This window comes from Mycobacterium sp. WUMAC-067, from assembly GCF_020217485.1.
Lineage (GTDB): Bacteria > Actinomycetota > Actinomycetes > Mycobacteriales > Mycobacteriaceae > Mycobacterium.
This window is the reverse complement of record NZ_JAEKMI010000032.1, coordinates 22,868-44,004: the sequence shown is the minus strand read 5'-3', so window position 1 is coordinate 44,004 and position 21,137 is coordinate 22,868. Positions and strand designations below refer to the sequence as shown.

The following is a 21,137-nucleotide window of genomic DNA, read 5'->3' as shown; positions in this document are numbered from 1 at the left end:
AATTACAGCCGATAGGCTGGCCGGGTGAATCTGCCTGTTGTACTCATTGCCGACAAGCTCGCTGAATCAACCGTCGCGGCCCTGGGCGACCAGGTCGAGGTGCGCTGGGTCGACGGGCCCGATCGGGAGAAGCTGCTGGCGGCCGTGCCGGAGGCCGACGCGCTGCTGGTGCGCTCGGCCACCACCGTCGACGCCGAGGTGCTGGCGGCGGCCCCCAAGCTGAAGATCGTCGCCCGCGCCGGGGTTGGCCTGGACAACGTTGACGTGGATGCCGCCACCGAGCGCGGTGTCCTGGTGGTCAACGCGCCGACGTCGAACATTCACAGCGCCGCCGAGCATGCGCTGGCGCTGCTGCTGTCCGCGGCCCGCGAGATCCCGGCGGCCGACGCTTCGCTGCGCGAGCGCGCCTGGAAGCGGTCGTCGTTCTCGGGCACCGAGATTTTCGGCAAGACGGTCGGCGTCGTCGGGCTGGGCAGGATCGGGCAGCTGGTTGCCCAGCGGCTCAGCGCCTTCGGCACCCACCTGATCGCCTATGACCCCTACGTGTCGCCGGCCCGCGCGGCGCAGCTGGGCATCGAGCTGTTGACGCTGGACGAACTGCTGGCCCGCGCCGACTTCATCTCGGTGCACCTGCCGAAGACGCCCGAAACGGCCGGGCTGATCGGCAAGGACGCGCTGGCGAAAACCAAGCCGGGCGTCATCATCGTCAACGCCGCCCGCGGTGGCCTGGTCGACGAGGGGGCGCTGGCCGACGCGGTGCGCAGTGGCCACGTGCGCGCGGCCGGCCTCGACGTTTTCTCCAAAGAGCCGTGCACCGACAGCCCGCTGTTCGAGCTGCCGCAGGTGGTGGTCACGCCGCATCTCGGGGCGTCCACCGAGGAGGCCCAGGACCGGGCCGGTACCGATGTCGCAGCGAGCGTGAAGCTCGCGCTGGCCGGGGAATTCGTTCCCGACGCCGTCAACGTCGGCGGCGGGGTGGTCAACGAAGAGGTGGCGCCGTGGCTGGATCTGGTGCGCAAGCTCGGCGTGCTGGCCGCCACGCTGTCTGACGGCCCGCCGGTGTCGTTGTCGGTGCAGGTGCGCGGTGAGCTCGCTTCCGAAGACGTTGAGGTGCTGAAGCTTTCGGCTCTGCGCGGGTTGTTCTCGGCCGTCGTCGAGGGTCCGGTGACGTTCGTCAACGCGCCGGGGCTGGCCGAAGAGCGCGGCGTCACCGCCGAGATCGGCACGGCCTCGGAAAGCCCGAACCACCGCAGCGTGGTCGACGTGCGCGCGGTCGCGCACGACGGCAGCGCGGTCAACGTCGCCGGCACGCTGTCCGGGCCGCAGCTGGTGGAGAAGATCGTGCAGATCAACGGCCGCAACTTCGACCTGCGCGCCCGCGGCATCAATCTGGTGATCAACTACGTCGACCAGCCCGGCGCGCTGGGCAAGATCGGCACCCTGCTGGGCTCGGCCGGGGTGAATATCCAGGCCGCGCAACTCTCCGAGGACGCCGAGGGCCCGGGGGCGACGATCCTGCTGCGCCTGGACCGAGACGTGCCCGGCGACGTGCGGTCGGAAATCGGTGCGGCCGTCGGCGCGAACAAGCTTGAGGTGGTTGATCTTTCATGAGACTCGCGGTGATCGAGGGCGACGGTATCGGGCCGGAGGTCGTGTCCGAGGCCATCAAAGTCCTGGACGCGGTGCTGCCCGGGGTGGAGAAGACCAGCTACGACCTGGGTGCGCGCCGTTACCACGCCACCGGCGAGCTGCTGCCGGACTCGGCGGTCGACGAGCTGCGCGCGCATGACGCCATCCTGCTCGGCGCCATCGGTGACCCGTCGGTGCCCAGCGGTGTGCTGGAGCGAGGTTTGTTGCTGCGCTTACGTTTCGAGCTGGACCATCACATCAACTTGCGGCCCGGGCGGCTGTATCCGGGAGTGAACAGCCCGCTGGCCGGCAACCCCGAGATCGACTTCGTGGTGGTGCGCGAGGGGACCGAAGGTCCCTACACCGGCACCGGCGGCGCCATCCGCGTCGGAACGCCCAACGAGGTCGCCACCGAGGTCAGCCAGAACACCGCATTCGGTGTGCGACGCGTGGTCGCCGACGCGTTCGAGCGCGCTCAGCGGCGCCGAAAGCACTTGACACTGGTGCACAAAACCAACGTGCTGACCTTCGCCGGCAGGTTGTGGTCGCGCATCGTGGCCGAGGTCGGCCAGGACTATCCCGACGTCGAGGTGGCCTATCAGCACATCGACGCGGCCACCATCTTCATGGTCACCGACCCCGGTCGCTTCGACGTGATCGTCACCGACAACCTGTTTGGCGACATCATCACCGACCTGTCGGCGGCGGTATGTGGCGGAATTGGCTTGGCCGCCAGCGGAAATATCGACGCCACCCGGACCAACCCCTCGATGTTCGAGCCCGTCCACGGCAGCGCGCCGGATATCGCCGGGCAGGGCATCGCCGATCCGACCGCGGCGATCATGTCGGTGGCGTTGCTGCTCGCCCATCTCGGCGAGGACGAGGCCGCCGCCCGGGTGGACCGGGCCGTCGAGCGGCACCTGGCAACGCGCGGGAGCGAACGGCTCTCCACCCGCGAGGTCGGCGAACGGATTGCCGCCGGGCTTTAATCGCGGGCGGCCGCGCGCGAGCGCGCCTCCGACGGCACCAACGGCAAGGCCAACACCGGAAACAGCGCGCACACCGCGAACGCCAGCGGGTACCCCGTCGCGTCGATCACCTCGCCGAATACCGGCGGCCCGACCGCCGCGGTGAGCCGCTGGGTGGTGTTCTGCGCGCCCATGGCGCGCCCGCTCCAAAAGCGCCCGGCCACTTCCGGAATGGCGGTGAACGCCAATCCATTGTCCAGCACGGTGATCACCGACGCGGCGACCATCAGCGTCACCGCCACCACCGAGTGCGCGTGATCGGCGATCGCCAGCAATATCATCACCACAGCGGCGGTCACCGCGATGATGCGGATCGGGCGCATTCGCGATCCCAGGCGGTCCGACCATCTACCGACGGCGATGCGACCCAGCGCGCTCAGCAGCTGCGAGAAACTCACCAAGATGCCGGCCGTCGCGATCGACCAGTGCTGGCTCTTCATCAACCAGACCAGCATGAACGTCAAGACCACGGTCTGCGGCACCATGAGCAGCGCCGACGCGAAGTGAATGCGCCACAGCACGGCGCTGCCGCGGTACGGGCTGGCCAATTCAGCCTTGTCGGCGGCCGACCGTTCGGGGCGTGCGGGATCGCGCACCCACACGGCGCACAGCACCGCGGACACCGCGCACACGGCCGCCGGGAACAACAGCGCAACCGAGATGCTGCGCTCGCCGAGCTCGGGAAGTACCAAGGCGGCCAACGCGATTCCCAACGGCTGCGCGGTCTGTCGAATCCCCATCGCCAGGCCGCGCTGCTGCGGGGGGAACCACCCCGTCACCAGCCGGCCGCTGGCGGTGTTGGCGCTCGCCGCGGCCATGCCACCACCGAACAGGGCCACCCCTTCCGTCAGCATGGATTCCGGCACGGCCGCCGCGGCAAGCGCCGCCGCCGCGGTGAGGGCCAAGCCCGCCGTGAGCACGATCCGCTCGCCGACGATGTCGAGGACGTAGCCCCAGGCGATCAGCGTGACCACCATGCCGAAGCTGGGCATGGCGGAGAGCAGCGCCGCTTCGGCCAGATTGATGCCGCGTACGTCGTTGAGGGCGGGGATCAGAAAGGCGATGCCGTTGATGAAGACCGTCGCGCTCAACGTCGCGATCAGTCCCGTCCCCAGCATCACCCATCGTCGCGTCGATGTCGTGTGCACCTATTGATAGTTCTCACCGGATCGTTGCGGCAAACGTCGCTCCGGCTTATCCGGCACTACGTGGGAACGCACCGTCCGCCACCAACGGACGCGACGAACGGTTTGCCGCCGGGCTCTGGTCTCCAAACCGGGCGGGAGCAACCGCGTCGGCACCAGGGGAACCGCCGCCAGTGGGAACAATGCGCACAACGTCCATGCCGGTGGATATTTCGCGGCCGAGATCAACGCGCCGAACAGCGGGGGGCCGGCCGCCGCCATCATGCGCTGGGTGGTGTTCTGGATGCCCAGCGCGCGCCCGCTCCAGTAGGGCCCGGCGAATTCGGTGATGGCAGTGGCCTCCAGCCCGTTGTCGAGCACCGAGATCACCGCGATGACCACCATGAGCCCGGCCTGCCACCGCGAATTCATGTAGTCGGCCCACGCCAGCAGGAGAAGCGTCAGCACGGCGACCGCCGCGATGTAGCGGACGGGCCGCATCCGTGAGCCGACTCGATCGGACAAGCGGCCCACGGCGACCCGGCCGAGCGCGCCCAGCAGCTGTGACAGGGTGACCAACCCGCCTGCGGCCGCAACCGACCAGTGCAGGTTCCTGATCAGCCACACCAGCATGAACGTCACCGTCACCGTTTGGGGTATCATCATCAGGCCCGCCACCGCGTGAATCCGCCACAGCGTCAACGACCTTCGATACGGGCTGGCGAGTTCTTGATGGCTTGCGCTCGCGCGCGGTTTCCGCGGCGGGTCGACGATTCCGACCACGCTCGCTATCGCCCCTACCGCGCACGCCAGGGCGGCGAATCTGAGGCCGTGCTGCGCTCCCCGTTCGGCGAGTTCGGGAATTACCATCGCGCCCAACGCGATTCCCAAGGGTTGCGCGGTCTGGCGGATACCCATCGCCAGGCCGCGCTGGTGTGGCGGAAACCAGGCGGACACCAGCCGGCCGCCCGCCGTGTTGCAACTGGCGGCGGCCATGCCGCCGAGAAACAGATACACGGAAATCAGCACCATCGAATGCGCCGACGCCGCGGCGTAGGCCGCCGCCGCGGTCAGCGCCGAGCCAGTGGCCATCACCACCCGTTCGCCCATTCGGTCCAGCGCATAACCCCACAGCAACAGCGTCACCACCATGCCCCAGCTGGGCATCGAGGCCAGCAGAGCGGCTTCGTCCAGCCGGATTCCGCCCGAGGCCCGCAGCGACGGGATCAAAAACGCGACGCCGTTGATGAAGAGGAATGAACTCGCCGTCGCCAGCAGCGAAACGATCATGATCGACCAGCGCGCGCCCGCGCCGATTTCGCGCGTAGCGGTCGAGTCAGTCTGCATTCCCCATGCTTGCATACCGCTTGGAAATTTCGCCGCAAGACGTTGCCGTTGCTGGTCATTGCCTGCCCCGCCACGCCCGGCTGCGCCGCGCTCGCGACCCTCACTAGGTGGGATTGTCTGGCTCCTCCTCGGGCCGTCCCGGCCCGAATCGTCGCCCGACTCGGCCCGACGGTGACGGCCCGCCACGCCCGGCTGCGCCGCGCTCGCGACCGTCACTGGGTGGGATGGTGACGGCCCGCCACGCCCGGCTACGCCGCGCTCGCGACCCTCACTAGGCTCAACCGAATGCGCCTTGGTCGAATCGCCAGCCCGGACGGTGTCGCCTTCGTCAGCATCGAAGGCGAACTCGACGACCCAGCCGAGATGATCGCCCGCGAGATCGCCGAGCACCCCTTCGGCACGCCGAACTTCACCGGCCGGTCATGGCCGCTGGCCGACGTCCGGCTGCTCGCCCCGATACTCGCCAGCAAGGTGGTCTGCGTCGGCAAGAACTACGCCGACCACATCGCCGAGATGAAAGAGATGACCGGACCCGCGCCGGCCGAGCCGGTGATCTTTCTCAAGCCGAGCACCGCCATCATCGGGCCCAACGTGCCGATTCGCTTGCCGGCCAACGCATCACCGGTGCACTTCGAGGGCGAGCTGGCGGTGGTCATCGGCCGGCCATGCAAGGACGTCTCGGCCGCCCAGGCGGCGGAGAACATCCTCGGCTACACCATCGGCAACGATGTGTCGGCGCGCGATCAACAAAAAGCCGACGGCCAATGGACGAGGGCCAAAGGCCACGACACCTTCTGCCCGGTCGGGCCGTGGATCGTCACCGACCTCAAGCCGCTGGACCCGGGCGATCTCGAATTGCGCACCGAGGTCAACGGTGAGGTCAAGCAGCACAGCCGCACGTCGCTGCTGATCCATGACATCGGCGCGATCGTCGAGTGGATTTCGGCGGTGATGACATTGCTACCCGGCGATCTCATCCTCACCGGCACCCCGGCGGGCGTCGGCCCCATCGAGGACGGCGACACCGTCTCCATCACCATCGAGGGCATCGGCACCCTCACCAATCCCGTGCTCCGCAAAGGAAAATCGTGACTGCACCCGCGAACGTACGCGTCCGATTCTGCCCGTCGCCCACCGGCACCCCGCACGTCGGGATGGTCCGCACGGCGCTGTTCAACTGGGCCTACGCCCGACACACCGGGGGCACCTTCGTCTTTCGCATCGAGGACACCGACGCCCAACGCGACAGTGAGGAAAGCTATCTGGCGCTGCTGGACGCGCTGCGCTGGCTCGGCCTGGACTGGGACGAGGGACCCGAGGTGGGCGGTCCCTACGGCCCGTACCGCCAATCGCTGCGCAGCGAGATCTATCGCGACGTGGTGGCCAAGCTGGTCGAAGCGGGGGAGGCGTACTACGCCTTCTCGATGCCGGAGGAGGTCGAGGCGCGCCACATCGCCGCGGGCCGTAATCCCAAGCTCGGTTACGACAATTTCGACCGGCAGCTCACCGATTCGCAGCGCGCGGCGTTCCTCGCGGAGGGGCGCCGGCCGGTGGTGCGGCTGCGGATGCCCGACGACGACCTCGGCTGGGACGACCTGGTGCGCGGCACCACCACCTTCGCGGCCGGGTCCGTGCCCGACTTCGCGTTGACCCGCGCCAACGGAGATCCGTTGTACACCTTGGTCAATCCCTGTGACGACGCGCTGATGAAGATCACCCATGTGCTGCGCGGCGAGGACCTGCTGCCGTCGACACCGCGCCAGCTCGCGCTGTATCAGGCGCTGATCCGGATCGGCGTCGCCGAGCGCACGCCGCAGTTCGCGCACCTGCCAACGGTATTGGGGGAGGGCACCAAAAAGCTGTCCAAGCGCGACCCGCAGTCGAATCTGTTCGCCCACCGCGACCGCGGCTTCATCCCCGAAGGGCTGCTCAATTACCTGGCGTTGCTGGGCTGGGCCATCGCCGACGACCACGATGTGTTCAGTCTCGATGAGATGGTGGCCGCGTTCGACGTGGTCAACGTCAACTCCAATCCGGCCCGCTTCGACCAGAAGAAGGCCGACGCGCTCAACGCCGAGCACATCCGGATGCTGACCGTCGAGGACTTCACCGCCAGGCTGCGCGATTACTTCGGCGTCCACGGTCATCGCCTCGAGCTCGACGACGCCGCCTTCGCCACGGCCGCCGAATTGGTGCAGACCCGGATCGTGGTGCTCGGTGACGCCTGGGACCTGTTGAAGTTCCTCAACGACGACGAGTACGCGATCGACCCCAAGGCCGCCGCCAAGGAGCTGGGTCCGGACGCGGCCGCGGTGCTCGATGCGGCGCTGGCCGCGCTGCACGACGTCGCGGACTGGACGACGCCCCAGATCGAGGCCGCCCTCAAAACCGCGCTCATCGACGAGCTGGGCCTCAAACCGCGCAAGGCGTTTGGCCCGATCCGCGTGGGCGCCACCGGGACGACGATCAGCCCGCCGTTGTTCGAGTCGCTGGAGCTGCTCGGCCGGGACCGCAGCGTGCAGCGGCTGGGCGCCGCGCGCGCGACGACCGGTTAGGACAGACCCAGACCACGCGTGCGGACTGGCCCGCGAGACTTTGGTAGTCTGCACTGCGGTTTACCAAAGCCGACAACGACTGGCAGCGGCGGTCCCCAAAGAGCTTGTACAGGCCCGCAATCGACGCTGACCAGCAGTTTTAGGCAGCCAATGGGGTATGGTGTAATTGGCAACACAGCTGATTCTGGTTCAGCCATTCTAGGTTCGAGTCCTGGTACCCCAGCAAAATTCTCGCCACCTCAAGCGATTAGGTGGGCTTAGCGCGGTGAGCTATGCTGACTGCTCGGATCGTTTCTGGCCCCGTCGTCTAGCGGCCTAGGACGCCGCCCTCTCACGGCGGTAGCGTGGGTTCGAATCCCATCGGGGCTACAAATTAAAGCCGCAGTTACTGGTCGGTCCCCAGTGCGGCCGGCGCGGTCGATCCGCCCACCGGCATGTGCGCCAAACCGAGTTTGCGGTGATCCCACGAACGAGCGCGTCGGGCCACAATGCGAACACAGACCCGCTTGTTCATCATCTGCTCGACGAACGGCTTCATGTCGTCGGTGTAGGGGCCGGTATAGCGTTCCCAGACGCTGACCCCCACCCGGTGCGCGACGTCGGGATCGTCCACGATCTCCGCAACCCCTTCGAAGGACACCCCGCGAAGCGTGTCGTAGGTGTGGCCGTCCTCGATCAGGAAGCTCACCCGCGGGTCCCGCTTGAGGTTGATGGCCTTCTGAGACTTCGCCTTGGTCTCCAGCCAGATCTCGCCGTCGACCACGGCGTACCACATGGCGGTCAGATGCGGCTGGCCGTCGGGGCCGATGGTTGCCAGCGTTCCGGTGCGGCTCTTGACGACGAAGTCGGCGATCTCGTCTTCCGACATGACGATGCTCGCGCGCTGATTGGTTCCCATGCCGGTCAGTCTGTCAGGCCCGCTGCGTCCGCTCGCGGGAGGACTCGGGGAACTACAGCCGGCGGGCCATCGCGTCGGCCGCGGACAGCAGCTCGGCGGCCCAACGCGCGCCCGGACGCCTGCCGATCCGGTCGATGGGGCCCGACACCGAGATGGCGGCGACGACGGCGCCGCGGCCGTCGCGCACCGGCGCGGACACACTGGCCACCCCCGGCTCGCGCTCGGCCACGCTTTGGGCCCAGCCACGCCGCCGCACTTCGGCCAGCGTTCGTTCGGTGAACTTCGCCGTCGTCAGTACCGCTTTCTGGGTGGCCGCGTCGCTGTGGGCCAGCAGCACTTTGGCGCCCGACCCCGCCGTCATGGGCAGTCGCGCCCCGACCGGAACCGTATCGCGAAGGCCCGCAGCGGGTTCCAGGGCGGCCACACAGACCCGGTCGGTGCCCTCACGTCGGTACAGCTGCACGCTTTCGCCGGTGGTCTCGCGCAACAGCGGCAGCACCGCGCTGCTGGCGGCCAGCAGCGGATCGTTGACGTGAGCGGCGAGTTCGGTGACGGCCGGGCCGAGCCGCCAGCGCCCCTCCTCGTCGCGCGCCAGCAGGCGATGCACTTCGAGGGCCGCCGCCAGCCGATAGGCCGTGGCCCGGGGCAGCGCGGTGCGCTCACACAGTTCGGCTAATCCGCAGGGGGATTGGGCGACGGTGTGCAGGACACCCACGGCTTTGTCCAGGACGCCGATACCGCTATGCTGTCTCATAGGAAGATACTAGCGTCTCGCATTCTGAGATCACAGCCTGAATGATCAGCGAGCCGCGGATGAAGCGAATTGAGGCGAGCTCGATATGGGGATCGACACAGGGGCGGCGACCAAACCGCGCACACTGGCCGAAAAAGTCTGGGACGACCATGTTGTGGTCTCCGGGAGCGCCTCGGGGCAGGCGGCGGCGCCCGACCTGATCTACATCGATCTGCATCTGGTGCACGAGGTCACCAGCCCGCAGGCTTTCGACGGCCTGCGCCTGGCCGGCCGCCCGGTGCGGCGCCCCGATCTGACGCTGGCCACCGAGGATCACAACGTTCCGACCGTCGACATCGACAAGCCGATCGCCGACCCGGTGTCACGCACGCAGGTCGAGACATTACGGCGAAATTGTGCCGAATTCGGTGTGCGGCTATATCCAATGGGCAATCTCGAGCAGGGCATCGTGCACGTCGTCGGGCCGCAGCTGGGCCTCACCCAGCCGGGCATGACGATCGTCTGTGGGGACAGTCACACCTCGACGCACGGCGCATTCGGCGCGCTGGCCATGGGAATTGGCACCTCGGAGGTCGAGCACGTGCTTGCGACTCAGACCTTGCCGCTGCGCCCGTTCAAGACGATGGCGGTCAATGTCGACGGGAAATTGCCGCCGGGCGTGACGTCCAAGGACATCATCCTGGCGCTGATCGCCAAGATCGGCACCGGCGGCGGGCAGGGGCATGTCATCGAATACCGCGGCAGCGCCATCGAATCGCTGTCGATGGAAGGCCGGATGACCGTCTGCAACATGAGCATCGAAGCCGGCGCCCGGGCGGGGATGGTGGCTCCCGACGACACCACCTACGAGTTCCTGCGGGACCGCCCGCACGCCCCGAAAGGCGCGCAATGGGATGCGGCCATGCGTTATTGGCAGCAACTGCGCACCGACCCGGGCGCCGAATTCGACACCGAGGTGTATCTCGATGCCGAGTCGCTGAGCCCGTTCGTGACGTGGGGCACAAATCCCGGCCAGGGTGTGCCGCTGTCCGCCGCCGTCCCCGATCCCGAGCTGATGACCGACGACGGCGAGCGCCAGGCGGCTGAGAAAGCGTTGGCATACATGGACCTTCGACCGGGTACACCGATGCGTGACGTCGCCGTCGATGCGGTGTTCGTGGGCTCTTGTACCAACGGTCGTATCGAAGATCTGCGGGTCGTGGCCGACATCCTGCGCGGGCGCAAGGTCGCGCCGGGGGTGCGGATGCTCGTCGTCCCGGGGTCGATGCGGGTGCGCGCGCAGGCCGAAGCCGAAGGGCTGGGCGAGGTTTTCACCGCCGCCGGTGCCGAATGGCGGCAGGCGGGCTGCTCGATGTGCCTGGGAATGAATCCCGACCAGTTGGCGCCGGGCGAGCGGTGCGCGGCGACGTCCAACCGCAACTTCGAAGGGCGCCAGGGTAAAGGCGGCCGCACGCATTTGGTGTCTCCGGCCGTTGCCGCGGCGACAGCGGTTCGCGGCACATTGTCTGCTCCGGCCGATTTGAGCTGACGAATTCGACGTCTGAAGGGATGAGCATGGAAGCTTTTCACACCCACACCGGTATCGGTGTGCCGCTGCGGCGCTCCAACGTCGACACCGATCAGATCATTCCGGCGGTGTATTTGAAGCGTGTCACCCGAACCGGTTTCGAGGACGGGCTGTTCGCGAGCTGGCGGTCGGATCCGTCATTCGTGCTCAACCTCAGCCCCTTTGACCGGGGCTCAGTCCTCGTCGCAGGACCCGATTTCGGGACGGGCTCGTCGCGCGAGCATGCGGTGTGGGCGCTGATGGACTACGGGTTCCGAGTAGTCATCTCGTCTCGGTTCGGTGACATTTTCCGGGGCAACGCCGGCAAGGCGGGGCTCTTGGCGGCCGAAGTTTCCCAAGACGGGGTGGAGCTCCTCTGGAAGCTGATCGAGCAGAGCCCCGGCTTGGAAATCACTGCCAATCTTCAAGATCGAAATATCACCGCGGGAACGACGGTGCTGCCGTTCAAGATTGACGACCACACCGCGTGGCGACTACTCGAAGGCCTCGACGATATAGCCCTTACGCTGCGGAAACTCGACGAAATCGAGTCTTTCGAGGCGGCCTATCCGGACTGGAAACCGCGCACTCTGTCCACTTCCTGAACGGTCGGACCCAGCCGAATTTCTGCTCGATCGGCTAACTAAACCGGGCCGATTTCAAGATCCCCCACCGGTCAAGGGCGGCAACCGGATTGCGAAAACGCCGTACGCCTTGCCGTGAAATTGCGCGTGGCTCTTGGAAATTTGCTGGGTGAGGGTTTACCGTGTCCACTAGTCGGTTCAAATCGAGGACCACTAGTGTCGGAGGGATTGATGAATAAGGCAGAGCTCATTGATGTGCTCACACAGAAATTGAACACGGACCGTCGGCAGGCGACCGCTGCGGTCGAGAACGTTGTCGACACCATTGTGCGTGCGGTACACAAGGGCGACAGCGTCACGATTACCGGGTTCGGTGTGTTCGAACAGCGGCGCCGCGCAGCGCGCGTGGCCCGCAACCCGCGTACCGGTGAGACGGTGAAGGTGAAGCCGACGTCCGTCCCCGCGTTCCGTCCCGGTGCCCAATTCAAAGCGGTTGTGTCTGGCGCACAGCGTCTCCCGTCGGAAGGCCCGGCCGTCAAGCGCGGCGTGGTAGGTGGCACGGGCGCGGCCAAGAAGACTGCGGCCAAGAAGGCTCCGGCGAAGAAGGCCGCGGCCAAGAAGGCTCCCGCCAAGAAGACTGCGGCCAAGAAGGCTCCCGCCAAGAAGGCCGCAGTGAAGAAGGCTCCGGCCAAGAAGGCCGCAGTGAAGAAGGCTCCGGCCCGCAAGGCCGCGACCAAGGCTCCGGCCAAGAAGACTGCGGCAAAGAAGGCTCCGGCCCGCAAGGCCGCGACCAAGGCTCCGGCCAAGAAGGCCGCGAGCAAGTCGACGGCCCGCAAGGCTCCCGCCAAGAAGACGACCGCGCGTCGCGGCCGCCGGTAGGCAGAGCACGTTCTAGACACGAATACCCTTCGGCGGCACCGGTGCCCCGGAGGGTATTCGTGTGCTAGCGGCGGGCCGCCGCCAGCACGCTAGGCCCGCACGTTGGCGGCCAGCGCACCGCCGATGTGGTCGGCGGTCACCAGCCGGCCCCCGGACAATGACAGCACCCAGGTGCTGCCTTTGTGGTTGCGCGATTTGTCCGGCCGCACTCCATCCCGAGCACACCACCACGCGATCAGGTCCGGAATCACCTTGCCCTGCGTGCAGACAACCGGTGTGCCGTGCTCGTGGGCGATATCCAGCATCCGGTGGCGGCTGCGTTTGGCGTTCTTGGCGTAGGCCTCTTCGGTGAGGTTCGGCTCGTTGTGCACGGCCGAGCCGAGAGACTCGGCGAGTGGCTCCACGGTCTGGTGGCAGCGGACCCGGTCGGCCGCATACACCCGCGAGGCACCGAAGGCCAGCAGTTGCGGAACCAGCGCCTTGGCCTGCGCACGCCCCCGTTTGTCCAGCGGCCGCTTGGTGTCATCGCCCGAAAAGCGCGATTTGCGCCCCGCGGTGGCGTGCCGGACCACCAGCACGGTGTGGGTATCCGCCGGCTTTTTGTTGAAGTGGCGCAACACTTTTCGGTCTTGCGCATAGTCGAGTTTCTGCATGGCCTCGGCCGCCGGCAACCAGAGCAACCGGTCGACCTCGTCGCCGGGAACGAATTCGCCGCCGACGGCGCGCGCCGACCAGTAGAAGACTTTTTTGACGCCCGCCTCGATGGGGTAGCTCACAGTGTTGAGCCGCCTGCCGAGGACCGCGTGCTGTCCGGTCTCCTCGTGCACCTCCCGCACCGCCGCCGCGGGCGCCGTCTCGCCGGGGTCCACCTTGCCTTTGGGCAGTGACCAATCGTCGTAGCGGGGGCGGTGGATGACAGCGATCTCGACATCGTGGCCGGCATCGCCCGGTCGCCACAGCACCGCGCCGGCGGCAGGGACGATTCGGCTTGCGGAGCGCCGAGCGTTGGACGAGTTCGGGGGCGGCACCTCAACTCCTGCAGGTCAATTCGGTCAGAGTCGCACGTTCAATCACGCTGCGGCCCGGAAACAACCGGAAATCACCGCACAGGTCTAGGGACTGCGATGCCGCTCCATCAACGATACTTGGTGGTCGCGCACCGTATGGCCCTCGTGTGGCGACGCGGTCCACTGCCCGTCGGACCCGAGTTCCCAGCAGCGCGTGGACGGATCCAATGCGGACTCGAACAATTCATCCAGCTGCGCGGTGAGCTTGGGGTCCTTGACCTGAGCCAGCACCTCCACCCGACGATCGAGGTTGCGGTGCATCATATCGGCGCTGCCGATCCAGAATTCATTGATGCTGTGGAAATGGATGATCCGCGAGTGCTCCAGGAAACGCCCGAGAATGGAGCGCACAAAGATGTTTTCGGAGTAGCCCTGCGCGCCCGGGCGCAGCGCGCAGATGCCACGCACGACCACCTCGACCCGCACGCCCGCCTGCGACGCCCGGTACAGCGCATCGATGACCTGTTCATCCACCAGCGCATTCATCTTGAGACGAATTCGCCCGTCTCCGCGTTCGCGGTGCGCCGCGATCTCGCGTTCGACGCGTTCGATGATGCCGGTGCGAATTCCGTGCGGCGCCACCAGCAGATTGCGGTAGGAGACCTTACGCGAATATCCGGTAAGCGAATTGAACAAGTCGGTGAGGTCCGCACCGATGTCGGGGGCGGCTGTCAGCAGGCCGACATCCTCATAGAGACGGGCGGTCTTGCTGTTGTAGTTGCCGGTTCCGATGTGGCAGTACCGCCGGATCGCCGAGCCTTCGCGACGCACCACCAAGCAGGTCTTGCAGTGCGTCTTGAGCCCGACGAGCCCGTAAACCACGTGCACGCCCGCTTGTTCGAGTGCGCGCGCCCAGCGGATGTTGGCCTGTTCGTCGAAGCGCGCCTTGATCTCGACGAGCGCCACGGCCTGCTTTCCAGCCTCGGCCGCTTCGATCAGCGCGCGAACGATCGGCGAATCACCGGAGGTGCGATACAACGTCTGTTTGATCGCCAGCACGTTGGGATCGGCCGCGGCCTGCTGGATGAATCGCTGCACGCTGGTGGAGAAGGAGTCATACGGGTGGTGCACCAGCACGTCGCCCTCGCGCAGCGTCGCGAAGATGCTCTTGGGGGATTCGCGGTCGGCGAAGGCGGGGTGCGTGTCGGGAACGAACGCGGGGTCCTTGAGCGCCGGGCGGTCCAGGTCGTAGATCTGCCACAGCGACGAAAGATCGAGAAGCCCGGGGACTTCGATGACGTCGCCGGGATGCACGTCCAGTTCGCGCAGCAGCAATTCCAGCATGCCCTCGGTCATGTCGTCGGCGATCTCGAGTCGCACCGGCGGACCGAACCGCCGGCGCGCCAATTCCCTTTCGAGGGCCTGCAGCAGATCTTCGTCGCGGTCCTCTTCGACTTCCATGTCGGCGTTGCGGGTAATGCGGAATGCGTGGTGTTCCACGATTTCCATGCCGGGGAACAGAAGAGGAAGGAAGGCCGCGATCAGTTCCTCCAGCGGCAGATAGCGGACGATGGAGCGGCTTTGGCCCGCGGCGGTGTCGCGGCCCGCCTTGAGCGCGCCGAGTTCGACGAAGCGATCGACGTTGTTGGGCACCTTGACTCGGGCGAAGTGCTGGCCACCATCCTCGGGCTGGCGCACCATCACCGCCAGATTCAGGCTCAGCCCGCTGACGAACGGGAACGGGTGCGCGGGATCGACGGCCAGCGGAGTCAGGACGGGAAAGACTTGATCGGTGAAATAGGTCGAGAGTTCGTCGCGCTCGGCCTGGTCGAGGTCGGCCCACGTGACGATGTGGATGCCTTCCTCGGCGAGCGCCGGCCGCACCGAATCGAGGAACACCCGCGCGTGCCGGGTGGCGATCCGCTGGGTCTGTTCCCCGATGAAGGCCAGCTGCTTGCGCGGCGTCAGACCGTCGGCGGAGCGCACCGACAGGCCCATCTCGTCGCGGCGCTTGAGGCCGGCGACCCGCACCATGTAGAACTCGTCGAGGTTGGAGGCGAAGATCGCCAGGAACTTGGCCCGTTCCAACAGCGGCAACGAATTATCGTCGGCCAGCGCCAGCACGCGGGCGTTGAAGTCCAGCCAGCTCAGTTCCCGGTTGAGGTAACGCTCGTCCGGCAGATCGGTCATCGCGGTGGGGGTCGCGGCCGGTGGAGCCGCCACGGCCGAGTCGCCTGAATGCCACAGATTCTCGTCGGGTCGCGCCTCAGCTTCGATTTCAGTCACCCTGCGATCATCGCTCATCACGCGCGGGTGCTGCCAGTGGTGATCGCAGCCGGGCGAAGCGGGTGGCGCTTGCGCACGCGGGACATCCATTCGCCGTTGGGCCGACGTTCACGTTCCGGACGGCTTGGCCTCGCGTGACCGAATCAGTGCGCGGCGAGGGCGCGGGCCGTCGCGGCCCCCACCCCGAGGCGACGGGCGGCCGCGAGGTCGGTCGAGGTGTCGACGTCACAGCGCAGGCCGGGCCACGCGCCGGTCAGCTCGATCGCACCCGAACTGCGGTGCCGCGCCGAGGAATCGGTACCGAACCGGGGATCGAGCGGGCCCCCGAATGCGAAGAGCGCCGCGGTTCCGGTCGCCAGCCGGTCGGCGACGAAGCTGCGCCGGTGCTGACGCGCGGCGGCGACGGCCTCGGCCAGCTCCTGGGTTTGCAGCGCCGGCAAATCGCCTTGCAGCGCAACGACATTGGAGAACGAACCGGCCACCGAGCGCGCCGCGGTGGCGATCGCGTTGTTCAGCGGATCGGGATGGCCCTCGGGCGTCGGGTCAACCAGCACATCGGCGCCCAGCTCCGCGGCCGCGGCGGCCGCCGCGTCGTCGGGAGTGATCACGGTGATCGAGCCCAGCGCTTCGACGCGCCCCGCGGCGGCCAGGGTGTCCATCAACATCGCCAGCACCACGCTCTCGCGGGTGCGGGCCGAGAAAACCGGCGCCAGTCTGGTCTTGGCCGCGGCCAACCTCTTGACGGCGATGATCAACGCGACATCACCCCCGTTGCCCACGCCGCTGTGTGCGCCGCCGGCTCGTATGCCGCTCATGAGATGTCATCCTGCCAGCGGCGCCGCCCGCACCGGCGTCATGGCCCCGGCGCGCGGGGACACGCTGGCGCGCGTGACGCCCGGTCCGTCGCTGATCTAGGGTGTAGCGGCTGCACGCGCCGCGTGAGCAACACCGACCACCGCAGGGGGTGAACATGACCAGCACGCATGGCGGTTCCGCGGGCTCCGTCACGGTCATGGGCGCCGGGGCGTGGGGAACGGCGCTGGCCAAGGTGCTCGTCGAGGCCGGCAGACCGGAAACACAGGTCACCCTGTGGGCGCGCAGGCCCGAGCTCGCCGAGCGCATCAACGCCACCCGATCAAACCCGGACTATCTGCCCGGCACCTCGCTGCCGTCGGGCGTCCGCGCCACCGCCGACGCCGCCGAGGCGCTGCACGGCGCGTCCACCGTGCTGCTCGGCGTGCCCGCGCAGACGATGCGCAGCAACCTCGAGCGCTGGACGCCGCTGCTGCGCGAGGGCGCCACCCTGGTCAGCCTGGCCAAGGGCATCGAGCTGGGCACCCTGATGCGGATGAGCCAGGTGATCGTGGCGGTGACCGGCGCCGACCCGGCTCAGGTCGCGGTGATATCGGGCCCGAACCTGGCCAGCGAGATCGCGGGCTGCCAGCCGGCCGCGACGGTGGTCGCCTGCAGTGACTCGGGCCGGGCCGTCGCCCTGCAGCGCATGCTGAACAGCGGATACTTTCGCCCCTATACCAACAGTGATGTGGTCGGCACCGAGATCGGCGGCGCGTGCAAGAACGTCATCGCGCTCGCCTGCGGGATGGCGGCCGGTGTGGGGCTCGGCGAAAACACCGCGGCGGCGATCATCACCCGTGGCCTGGCCGAGATCATGCGGCTGGGGATCGCGCTGGGCGCCAAGGGCGCGACGCTGGCCGGGCTGGCCGGGGTGGGCGACCTGGTGGCCACCTGCAGCTCCCCGCGGTCGCGCAACCGGTCGTTCGGCGAACGGCTCGGCCGCGGAGCAACCATCGAATCGGTTCTTTCCGGCACGCCCGACGGCGGCGACGGGCACGTCGTCGAGGGTGTGACGTCCTGCGAGTCGGTGCTGGCGCTGGCCGCCAGCTACGACGTCGAAATGCCGCTCACCGACGCCGTGCACCGGGTCTGCCACAAAGGGTTGTCGGTCGACGAGGCGATGGCGCTGCTGTTGGGCCGCCGCACCAAGCCCGAATGAGCCGCCGCCTACCCGGTAGCCTCTTGACATTGTGAATGCCAGCGATCGGTCGACGCCGCACCCCGGCTCAGGGGGCGGTGAGCGGGCGCGTGTCGCCGTCGTCTTCGGCGGGCGCAGCAACGAGCACGCCATCTCGTGCGTCTCGGCGGGCAGCATCCTGCGCAACCTCGACCCCGAGCGTTTCGAGGTGGTCGCGATCGGCATCACCCCGGAAGGTTCCTGGGTGCTCACCGACGGCGACCCGGCCGCGCTGGCGATCACCGACCGGCGACTGCCCGAGGTCACCGCCGAATCGGGAACCGAGCTGGCGCTGTCGGCCGATCCGCGGCGCGGCGGCCAATTGGTGTCCCTGCCCCCCCGCGCGGGTGAGGTGTTGGCGTCCGTCGACGTGGTGTTCCCCGTGCTGCACGGCCCCTACGGCGAGGACGGCACCATTCAGGGGCTGCTCGAACTCGCCGGCGTGCCGTATGTGGGCGCCGGTGTGTTGGCCAGCGCCGCCGGCATGGACAAGGAATTCACCAAAAAGCTGTTCGCCGCCGAGGGATTGCCGGTCGGCGACTACGCGGTGCTGCGCCCGTCACGCGCGCGGCTACGGCCCGAGGAGTGCCAGCGGCTGGGGTTGCCGGTGTTCGTCAAACCAGCCCGGGGCGGTTCCTCGATCGGTGTGAGCCGGGTATCGAGCCGGGACCAGCTGGACGCCGCCGTCGCCGCCGCGCGCCGCCACGATCCCAAGGTCATCGTCGAGGCCGCGATCGTCGGCCGTGAGCTGGAGTGCGGCGTGCTCGAAATGCCCGACGGCACAGTCGAAGCCAGCGCGCTGGGCGAGATCCGGCTGGCCGGCGTGCGGGGCCGCGAGGACTCGTTCTACGACTTCGCCACCAAATACCTTGACGACGCAGCCGAATTGGATGTGCCCGCAAAGGTCGACGACGAAACCGCCCATGCCGTGCGCCAATTGGCGATCCGCGCGTTCAAGGCCATTGACTGCCAGGGGCTGGCCCGGGTGGATTTCTTCCTCACCGACGACGGGCCCGTGCTCAACGAGATCAACACGATGCCGGGATTCACCACGATCTCGATGTATCCGCGGATGTGGGCGGCCAGCGGCGTGGACTACCCGACCCTGCTGGCGACGATGGTCGAGACGGCGTTGGCCCGCGGGGTCGGCCTGCGTTAGGCGCTAACGCGCGGGCCCGGGGTTGATGGGTGCGGCCGCGATGCGCTGTTCGATCACCTCGGACAGCCGCTGGATCGGTGCCGGGCCCGACCCGGTGGGCAGCGTGAGCGCCACATAGACTCCGCGATCCACCGCGTACCAGGTGGATCGGCCGGCGTCACCGGCGGACTGCTGATCGGACCGCACCTGGAACCACTGCACCCGGTCGACCACCTGGATCGGGGCGCCGGCGACGAACTCGCCCGGGCGGTCCAGCCCGCAGCGCAGCACCACCGGCTCGCTGCCGTGTCCGGTCCGCCAGGCCGCCGCCCCCACCGGCTCCGGTTGCTCGAGCGCCGCCCGCTGGTAGTCGCCCAGGCGCTGCGGCAGCGCGTCCATCAGCGCCCGGCACGCGGCGCTTTCGGCCTGCGGCGCCGGGACGGCGGGAACGGCGACCGGTTGCGGCGGAGCCTCCCGGGTGGCCGCGATCGCCAGGATCACCCCGATGGTCGCGACGGCCAGCGCTACGGCGACGATGATCACCGCTCGCGGCGGCCCGCCGTCGGCGTCCGATCCGGTTGCCACCGCGCACACCTCCTGTCCCCACATCACTATCGCCTCAGCTCACCCCGATGGCCAATTATCGTGGGTGGCGTGCGGGACGAATCGACGCTGCAGCAACTCGGCGAGTTCGCTGTCATCGACCGCCTGGTTTCCGGCCGCCGGCAGCCCGCCGCGGTCGTGCTCGGGCCGGGTGACGACGCGGCGCTGGTGGCGGCCGGCGACGGCCGCGCCGTGGTGTCGACCGACATGCTGGTGCAGGACCGGCACTTCCGGCTGGACTGGTCGACGCCCCACGACATCGGCCGCAAGGCGATCGCCCAGAACGCCGCGGACATCGAGGCGATGGGCGCGCGGCCCACGGCGTTCGTCGTCGCCTTCGGGGCGCCCGGTGCGACGCCGGCGGCGGCGGTGGACGCGCTGGTCGACGGGATGTGGGACGAGGCGCAGCGCGTCGGCGCCGGCATCGCCGGCGGCGACCTGGTCGGCTGCCCGCAGTGGGTGATCTCGGTGACGGTGCTGGGCGACCTCGGCGGGCGCGATCCGGTGCGGCGATCGGGCGCACAGCCCGGCTCGCTGGTCGCCGTTGCCGGGGACCTGGGCCGCTCCGCGGCGGGTTTCACCTTGTGGCACAACGGCATTGGCGGATTCGATGAGTTGCGGCGCCGGCATGTGGTGCCCGAGCCGCCGTACGGTCAGGGCTCGGTCGCGGCCGCCGGGGGAGCGCAGGCGATGATCGACGTCTCCGACGGCCTGATCGCCGACCTACGCCACGTCGCCGACGCGTCGGGCGTGGGCATCGACCTGTCCACCGCGGCGCTGGCCGCGGACCGCGACGCGCTTGCCGCGGCGGCGGCCGCCGCGGGCGCCGATCCCTGGCCGTGGGTGCTGGCCGGCGGTGAAGACCACGCCCTGGTGGCGTGTTTCGCCGGACCCGCGCCGGCCGGATGGCGTGTCATCGGGCGGGTTCTCGACGGGCCGGCCCGGGTGCTCGTCGACGATCAGGAGTGGAGCGGCCACGCCGGCTGGCAGTCGTACTAGGGTGGCGCGGTGACCGTTTACCCGATCGCGAAGGGCCGATGATGACGGCGCGCCCGTTGAGCGAATTGGTCGAGCCGGGCTGGGCGAGCGCGCTGCAACCCGTGGCCGGGCAGGTCGCCCAAATGGGGCAATTCCTGCGGGACGAGATCGCGGCCGGGCGCAGGTATCTGCCCGCCGGGTCGAATGTGTTGCGCGCCTTCACCTATCCCTTCGACCAGGTCAGGGTGTTGATCGTCGGGCAGGACCCCTACCCGACGCCCGGACACGCTGTGGGCCTGAGCTTTTCGGTGGCGCCCGAGGTGCGGCCGCTGCCCCGCAGCCTGGCCAACATCTTTCAGGAGTACACCGCGGACCTGGGCCACCCCCCGCCCTCATCCGGCGACCTGACGCCGTGGGCGCAGCGCGGCGTGCTGCTGTTGAACAGGGTGCTCACCGTGCGCCCCAGCAATCCGGCGTCGCATCGGGGCAAGGGCTGGGAAGCGGTGACCGAATGCGCCATCCGGGCGCTGACCGCACGCTCGCTGCCCCTGGTGGCCATCCTGTGGGGCCGCGACGCGTCGACGCTCAAACCGATTCTCGCCCAAGGCAATTGCGTGGCCATCGAGTCGCCGCACCCCTCGCCGCTGTCGGCGTCGCGGGGATTCTTCGGCTCCCGCCCGTTCAGCCGCGCCAACGAACTGCTGGCCGGGATGGGTGCGGACGCGATCGATTGGCGGCTGCCCTGAACG

19 protein-coding genes and 2 tRNA genes are annotated in these 21,137 nt (G+C 68.3%); 13 read left to right on the top strand and 8 right to left on the bottom strand.

All coding sequences use genetic code 11. The features are described 5' to 3' along the window. The first annotated feature begins 24 nt into the window (after window positions 1–24). The gene (gene serA, locus JF781_RS20080; protein ID WP_225329124.1) at window positions 25–1,611 is read left to right on the top strand and encodes a phosphoglycerate dehydrogenase; all 1,587 of its coding nucleotides are present in this window, start codon (window positions 25–27) and stop codon (window positions 1,609–1,611) included. Continuing rightward, window positions 1,608–2,618, top strand: coding sequence for a 3-isopropylmalate dehydrogenase (locus JF781_RS20075; RefSeq protein WP_225329123.1), 1,011 nt, complete (start codon window positions 1,608–1,610; stop codon window positions 2,616–2,618). The genes serA and JF781_RS20075 overlap by 4 nt, the downstream gene beginning before the upstream one ends. On the opposite strand, the gene JF781_RS20070 is transcribed toward JF781_RS20075, so the two are convergent. Next, on the bottom strand, window positions 2,615–3,805 hold the full coding sequence (locus JF781_RS20070) for an MFS transporter (protein WP_225329122.1): 1,191 nt from the start codon (window positions 3,803–3,805) through the stop codon (window positions 2,615–2,617). The two genes, JF781_RS20075 and JF781_RS20070, sit on opposite strands and share 4 nt — an antisense overlap. Further along, window positions 3,806–5,314: an MFS transporter gene (locus JF781_RS20065; protein WP_225329131.1), complete on the bottom strand. Its 1,509-nt coding sequence runs from the start codon at window positions 5,312–5,314 to the stop codon at window positions 3,806–3,808. A gap of 99 nt (window positions 5,315–5,413) precedes the next feature. Between JF781_RS20065 and JF781_RS20060 the strand changes: the two genes are divergently transcribed. The 4 genes from JF781_RS20060 to JF781_RS20045 all read left to right on the top strand — a co-directional run bounded on the left by JF781_RS20060 (window position 5,414) and on the right by JF781_RS20045 (window position 8,052). Continuing rightward, window positions 5,414–6,220, top strand: a complete 807-nt coding sequence (locus tag JF781_RS20060; protein ID WP_225329121.1) for a fumarylacetoacetate hydrolase family protein — start codon at window positions 5,414–5,416, stop codon at window positions 6,218–6,220. After that, window positions 6,217–7,683 (top strand): glutamate--tRNA ligase, encoded by a 1,467-nt coding sequence (gene gltX, locus JF781_RS20055; RefSeq protein WP_225329120.1) that lies wholly within the window; start codon window positions 6,217–6,219, stop codon window positions 7,681–7,683. Before JF781_RS20060 ends, gltX begins: the two co-directional genes overlap by 4 nt. Before the next feature lie 151 nt (window positions 7,684–7,834). Next, window positions 7,835–7,906 (top strand) — tRNA-Gln (locus JF781_RS20050). A gap of 73 nt (window positions 7,907–7,979) precedes the next feature. After that, window positions 7,980–8,052 (top strand) — tRNA-Glu (locus JF781_RS20045). Between the two features lie 16 nt (window positions 8,053–8,068). Here the strand turns inward: JF781_RS20045 and JF781_RS20040 are convergent. Together JF781_RS20040 and JF781_RS20035 are read right to left on the bottom strand one after the other, a co-directional pair. Further along, a complete protein-coding gene (locus JF781_RS20040; protein WP_225329119.1) occupies window positions 8,069–8,581 on the bottom strand; it encodes a pyridoxamine 5'-phosphate oxidase family protein in 513 nt (170 codons plus the stop codon). Window positions 8,582–8,633: 52 nt separating this feature from the next. After that, complete coding sequence (locus JF781_RS20035; RefSeq protein WP_225329118.1) at window positions 8,634–9,335, bottom strand: IclR family transcriptional regulator; 702 nt, start codon at window positions 9,333–9,335, stop codon at window positions 8,634–8,636. Window positions 9,336–9,420: 85 nt separating this feature from the next. On the opposite strand from JF781_RS20035, the gene leuC reads away from it, so the two are divergent. The 3 genes from leuC to JF781_RS20020 all read left to right on the top strand — a co-directional run bounded on the left by leuC (window position 9,421) and on the right by JF781_RS20020 (window position 12,344). Continuing rightward, complete coding sequence (leuC, locus tag JF781_RS20030) at window positions 9,421–10,863, top strand: 3-isopropylmalate dehydratase large subunit (protein WP_225329117.1); 1,443 nt, start codon at window positions 9,421–9,423, stop codon at window positions 10,861–10,863. Window positions 10,864–10,889: 26 nt separating this feature from the next. After that, window positions 10,890–11,486, top strand: coding sequence for a 3-isopropylmalate dehydratase small subunit (gene leuD / locus JF781_RS20025; RefSeq protein WP_008259008.1), 597 nt, complete (start codon window positions 10,890–10,892; stop codon window positions 11,484–11,486). 210 nt (window positions 11,487–11,696) lie between these two features. Beyond that, entirely contained in the window at window positions 11,697–12,344 is a 648-nt protein-coding gene (locus tag JF781_RS20020) for an HU family DNA-binding protein (protein WP_225329130.1), read from the top strand. An 89-nt stretch (window positions 12,345–12,433) separates the two neighbouring features. On the opposite strand, the gene JF781_RS20015 is transcribed toward JF781_RS20020, so the two are convergent. From JF781_RS20015 to cofC, 3 genes are all read right to left on the bottom strand, one after another. Beyond that, window positions 12,434–13,372 carry an NUDIX hydrolase gene (locus JF781_RS20015; protein WP_225329116.1) on the bottom strand — a complete coding sequence of 313 codons (939 nt, stop codon included), beginning with the start codon at window positions 13,370–13,372 and terminating at the stop codon, window positions 12,434–12,436. 84 nt (window positions 13,373–13,456) lie between these two features. After that, a complete protein-coding gene (locus JF781_RS20010) occupies window positions 13,457–15,658 on the bottom strand; it encodes an RNA degradosome polyphosphate kinase (RefSeq protein ID WP_225329115.1) in 2,202 nt (733 codons plus the stop codon). Between the two features lie 122 nt (window positions 15,659–15,780). Continuing rightward, entirely contained in the window at window positions 15,781–16,452 is a 672-nt protein-coding gene (gene cofC / locus JF781_RS20005) for a 2-phospho-L-lactate guanylyltransferase (RefSeq protein ID WP_225329114.1), read from the bottom strand. 155 nt (window positions 16,453–16,607) lie between these two features. On the opposite strand from cofC, the gene JF781_RS20000 reads away from it, so the two are divergent. Continuing rightward, complete coding sequence (locus tag JF781_RS20000; protein ID WP_225329113.1) at window positions 16,608–17,651, top strand: NAD(P)H-dependent glycerol-3-phosphate dehydrogenase; 1,044 nt, start codon at window positions 16,608–16,610, stop codon at window positions 17,649–17,651. Between the two features lie 31 nt (window positions 17,652–17,682). Next, window positions 17,683–18,828, top strand: coding sequence for a D-alanine--D-alanine ligase family protein (locus JF781_RS19995; RefSeq protein ID WP_225329112.1), 1,146 nt, complete (start codon window positions 17,683–17,685; stop codon window positions 18,826–18,828). A 3-nt stretch (window positions 18,829–18,831) separates the two neighbouring features. Here the strand turns inward: JF781_RS19995 and JF781_RS19990 are convergent, their stop codons facing one another. Next, a complete protein-coding gene (locus tag JF781_RS19990; RefSeq protein WP_225329111.1) occupies window positions 18,832–19,416 on the bottom strand; it encodes a DUF3515 domain-containing protein in 585 nt (194 codons plus the stop codon). A 45-nt stretch (window positions 19,417–19,461) separates the two neighbouring features. On the opposite strand from JF781_RS19990, the gene JF781_RS19985 reads away from it, so the two are divergent. Together JF781_RS19985 and JF781_RS19980 are read left to right on the top strand one after the other, a co-directional pair. After that, window positions 19,462–20,409 (top strand): thiamine-phosphate kinase, encoded by a 948-nt coding sequence (locus JF781_RS19985; RefSeq protein ID WP_225329110.1) that lies wholly within the window; start codon window positions 19,462–19,464, stop codon window positions 20,407–20,409. Window positions 20,410–20,450: 41 nt separating this feature from the next. Next, window positions 20,451–21,134, top strand: coding sequence for a uracil-DNA glycosylase (locus JF781_RS19980; RefSeq protein ID WP_225329109.1), 684 nt, complete (start codon window positions 20,451–20,453; stop codon window positions 21,132–21,134). Window positions 21,135–21,137: the final 3 nt, after the last annotated feature.

Bases quoted from the DNA above. Each gene is read 5' to 3' on its own strand.
- JF781_RS20075 (WP_225329123.1), top strand. From the start codon at position 1,608: ATGAGACTCGCGGTGATCGAGGGCGACGGTATCGGGCCGGAGGTCGTG.
- JF781_RS20060 (WP_225329121.1), top strand. From the start codon at position 5,414: ATGCGCCTTGGTCGAATCGCCAGCCCGGACGGTGTCGCCTTCGTCAGC.
- JF781_RS20040 (WP_225329119.1), bottom strand. From the start codon at position 8,581: ATGGGAACCAATCAGCGCGCGAGCATCGTCATGTCGGAAGACGAGATC.
- JF781_RS20035 (WP_225329118.1), bottom strand. From the start codon at position 9,335: ATGAGACAGCATAGCGGTATCGGCGTCCTGGACAAAGCCGTGGGTGTC.
- leuC (WP_225329117.1), top strand. From the start codon at position 9,421: ATGGGGATCGACACAGGGGCGGCGACCAAACCGCGCACACTGGCCGAA.
- leuD (WP_008259008.1), top strand. From the start codon at position 10,890: ATGGAAGCTTTTCACACCCACACCGGTATCGGTGTGCCGCTGCGGCGC.
- JF781_RS20020 (WP_225329130.1), top strand. From the start codon at position 11,697: ATGAATAAGGCAGAGCTCATTGATGTGCTCACACAGAAATTGAACACG.
- cofC (WP_225329114.1), bottom strand. From the start codon at position 16,452: ATGAGCGGCATACGAGCCGGCGGCGCACACAGCGGCGTGGGCAACGGG.
- JF781_RS20000 (WP_225329113.1), top strand. From the start codon at position 16,608: ATGACCAGCACGCATGGCGGTTCCGCGGGCTCCGTCACGGTCATGGGC.
- JF781_RS19990 (WP_225329111.1), bottom strand. From the start codon at position 19,416: ATGTGGGGACAGGAGGTGTGCGCGGTGGCAACCGGATCGGACGCCGAC.
- JF781_RS19980 (WP_225329109.1), top strand. From the start codon at position 20,451: ATGACGGCGCGCCCGTTGAGCGAATTGGTCGAGCCGGGCTGGGCGAGC.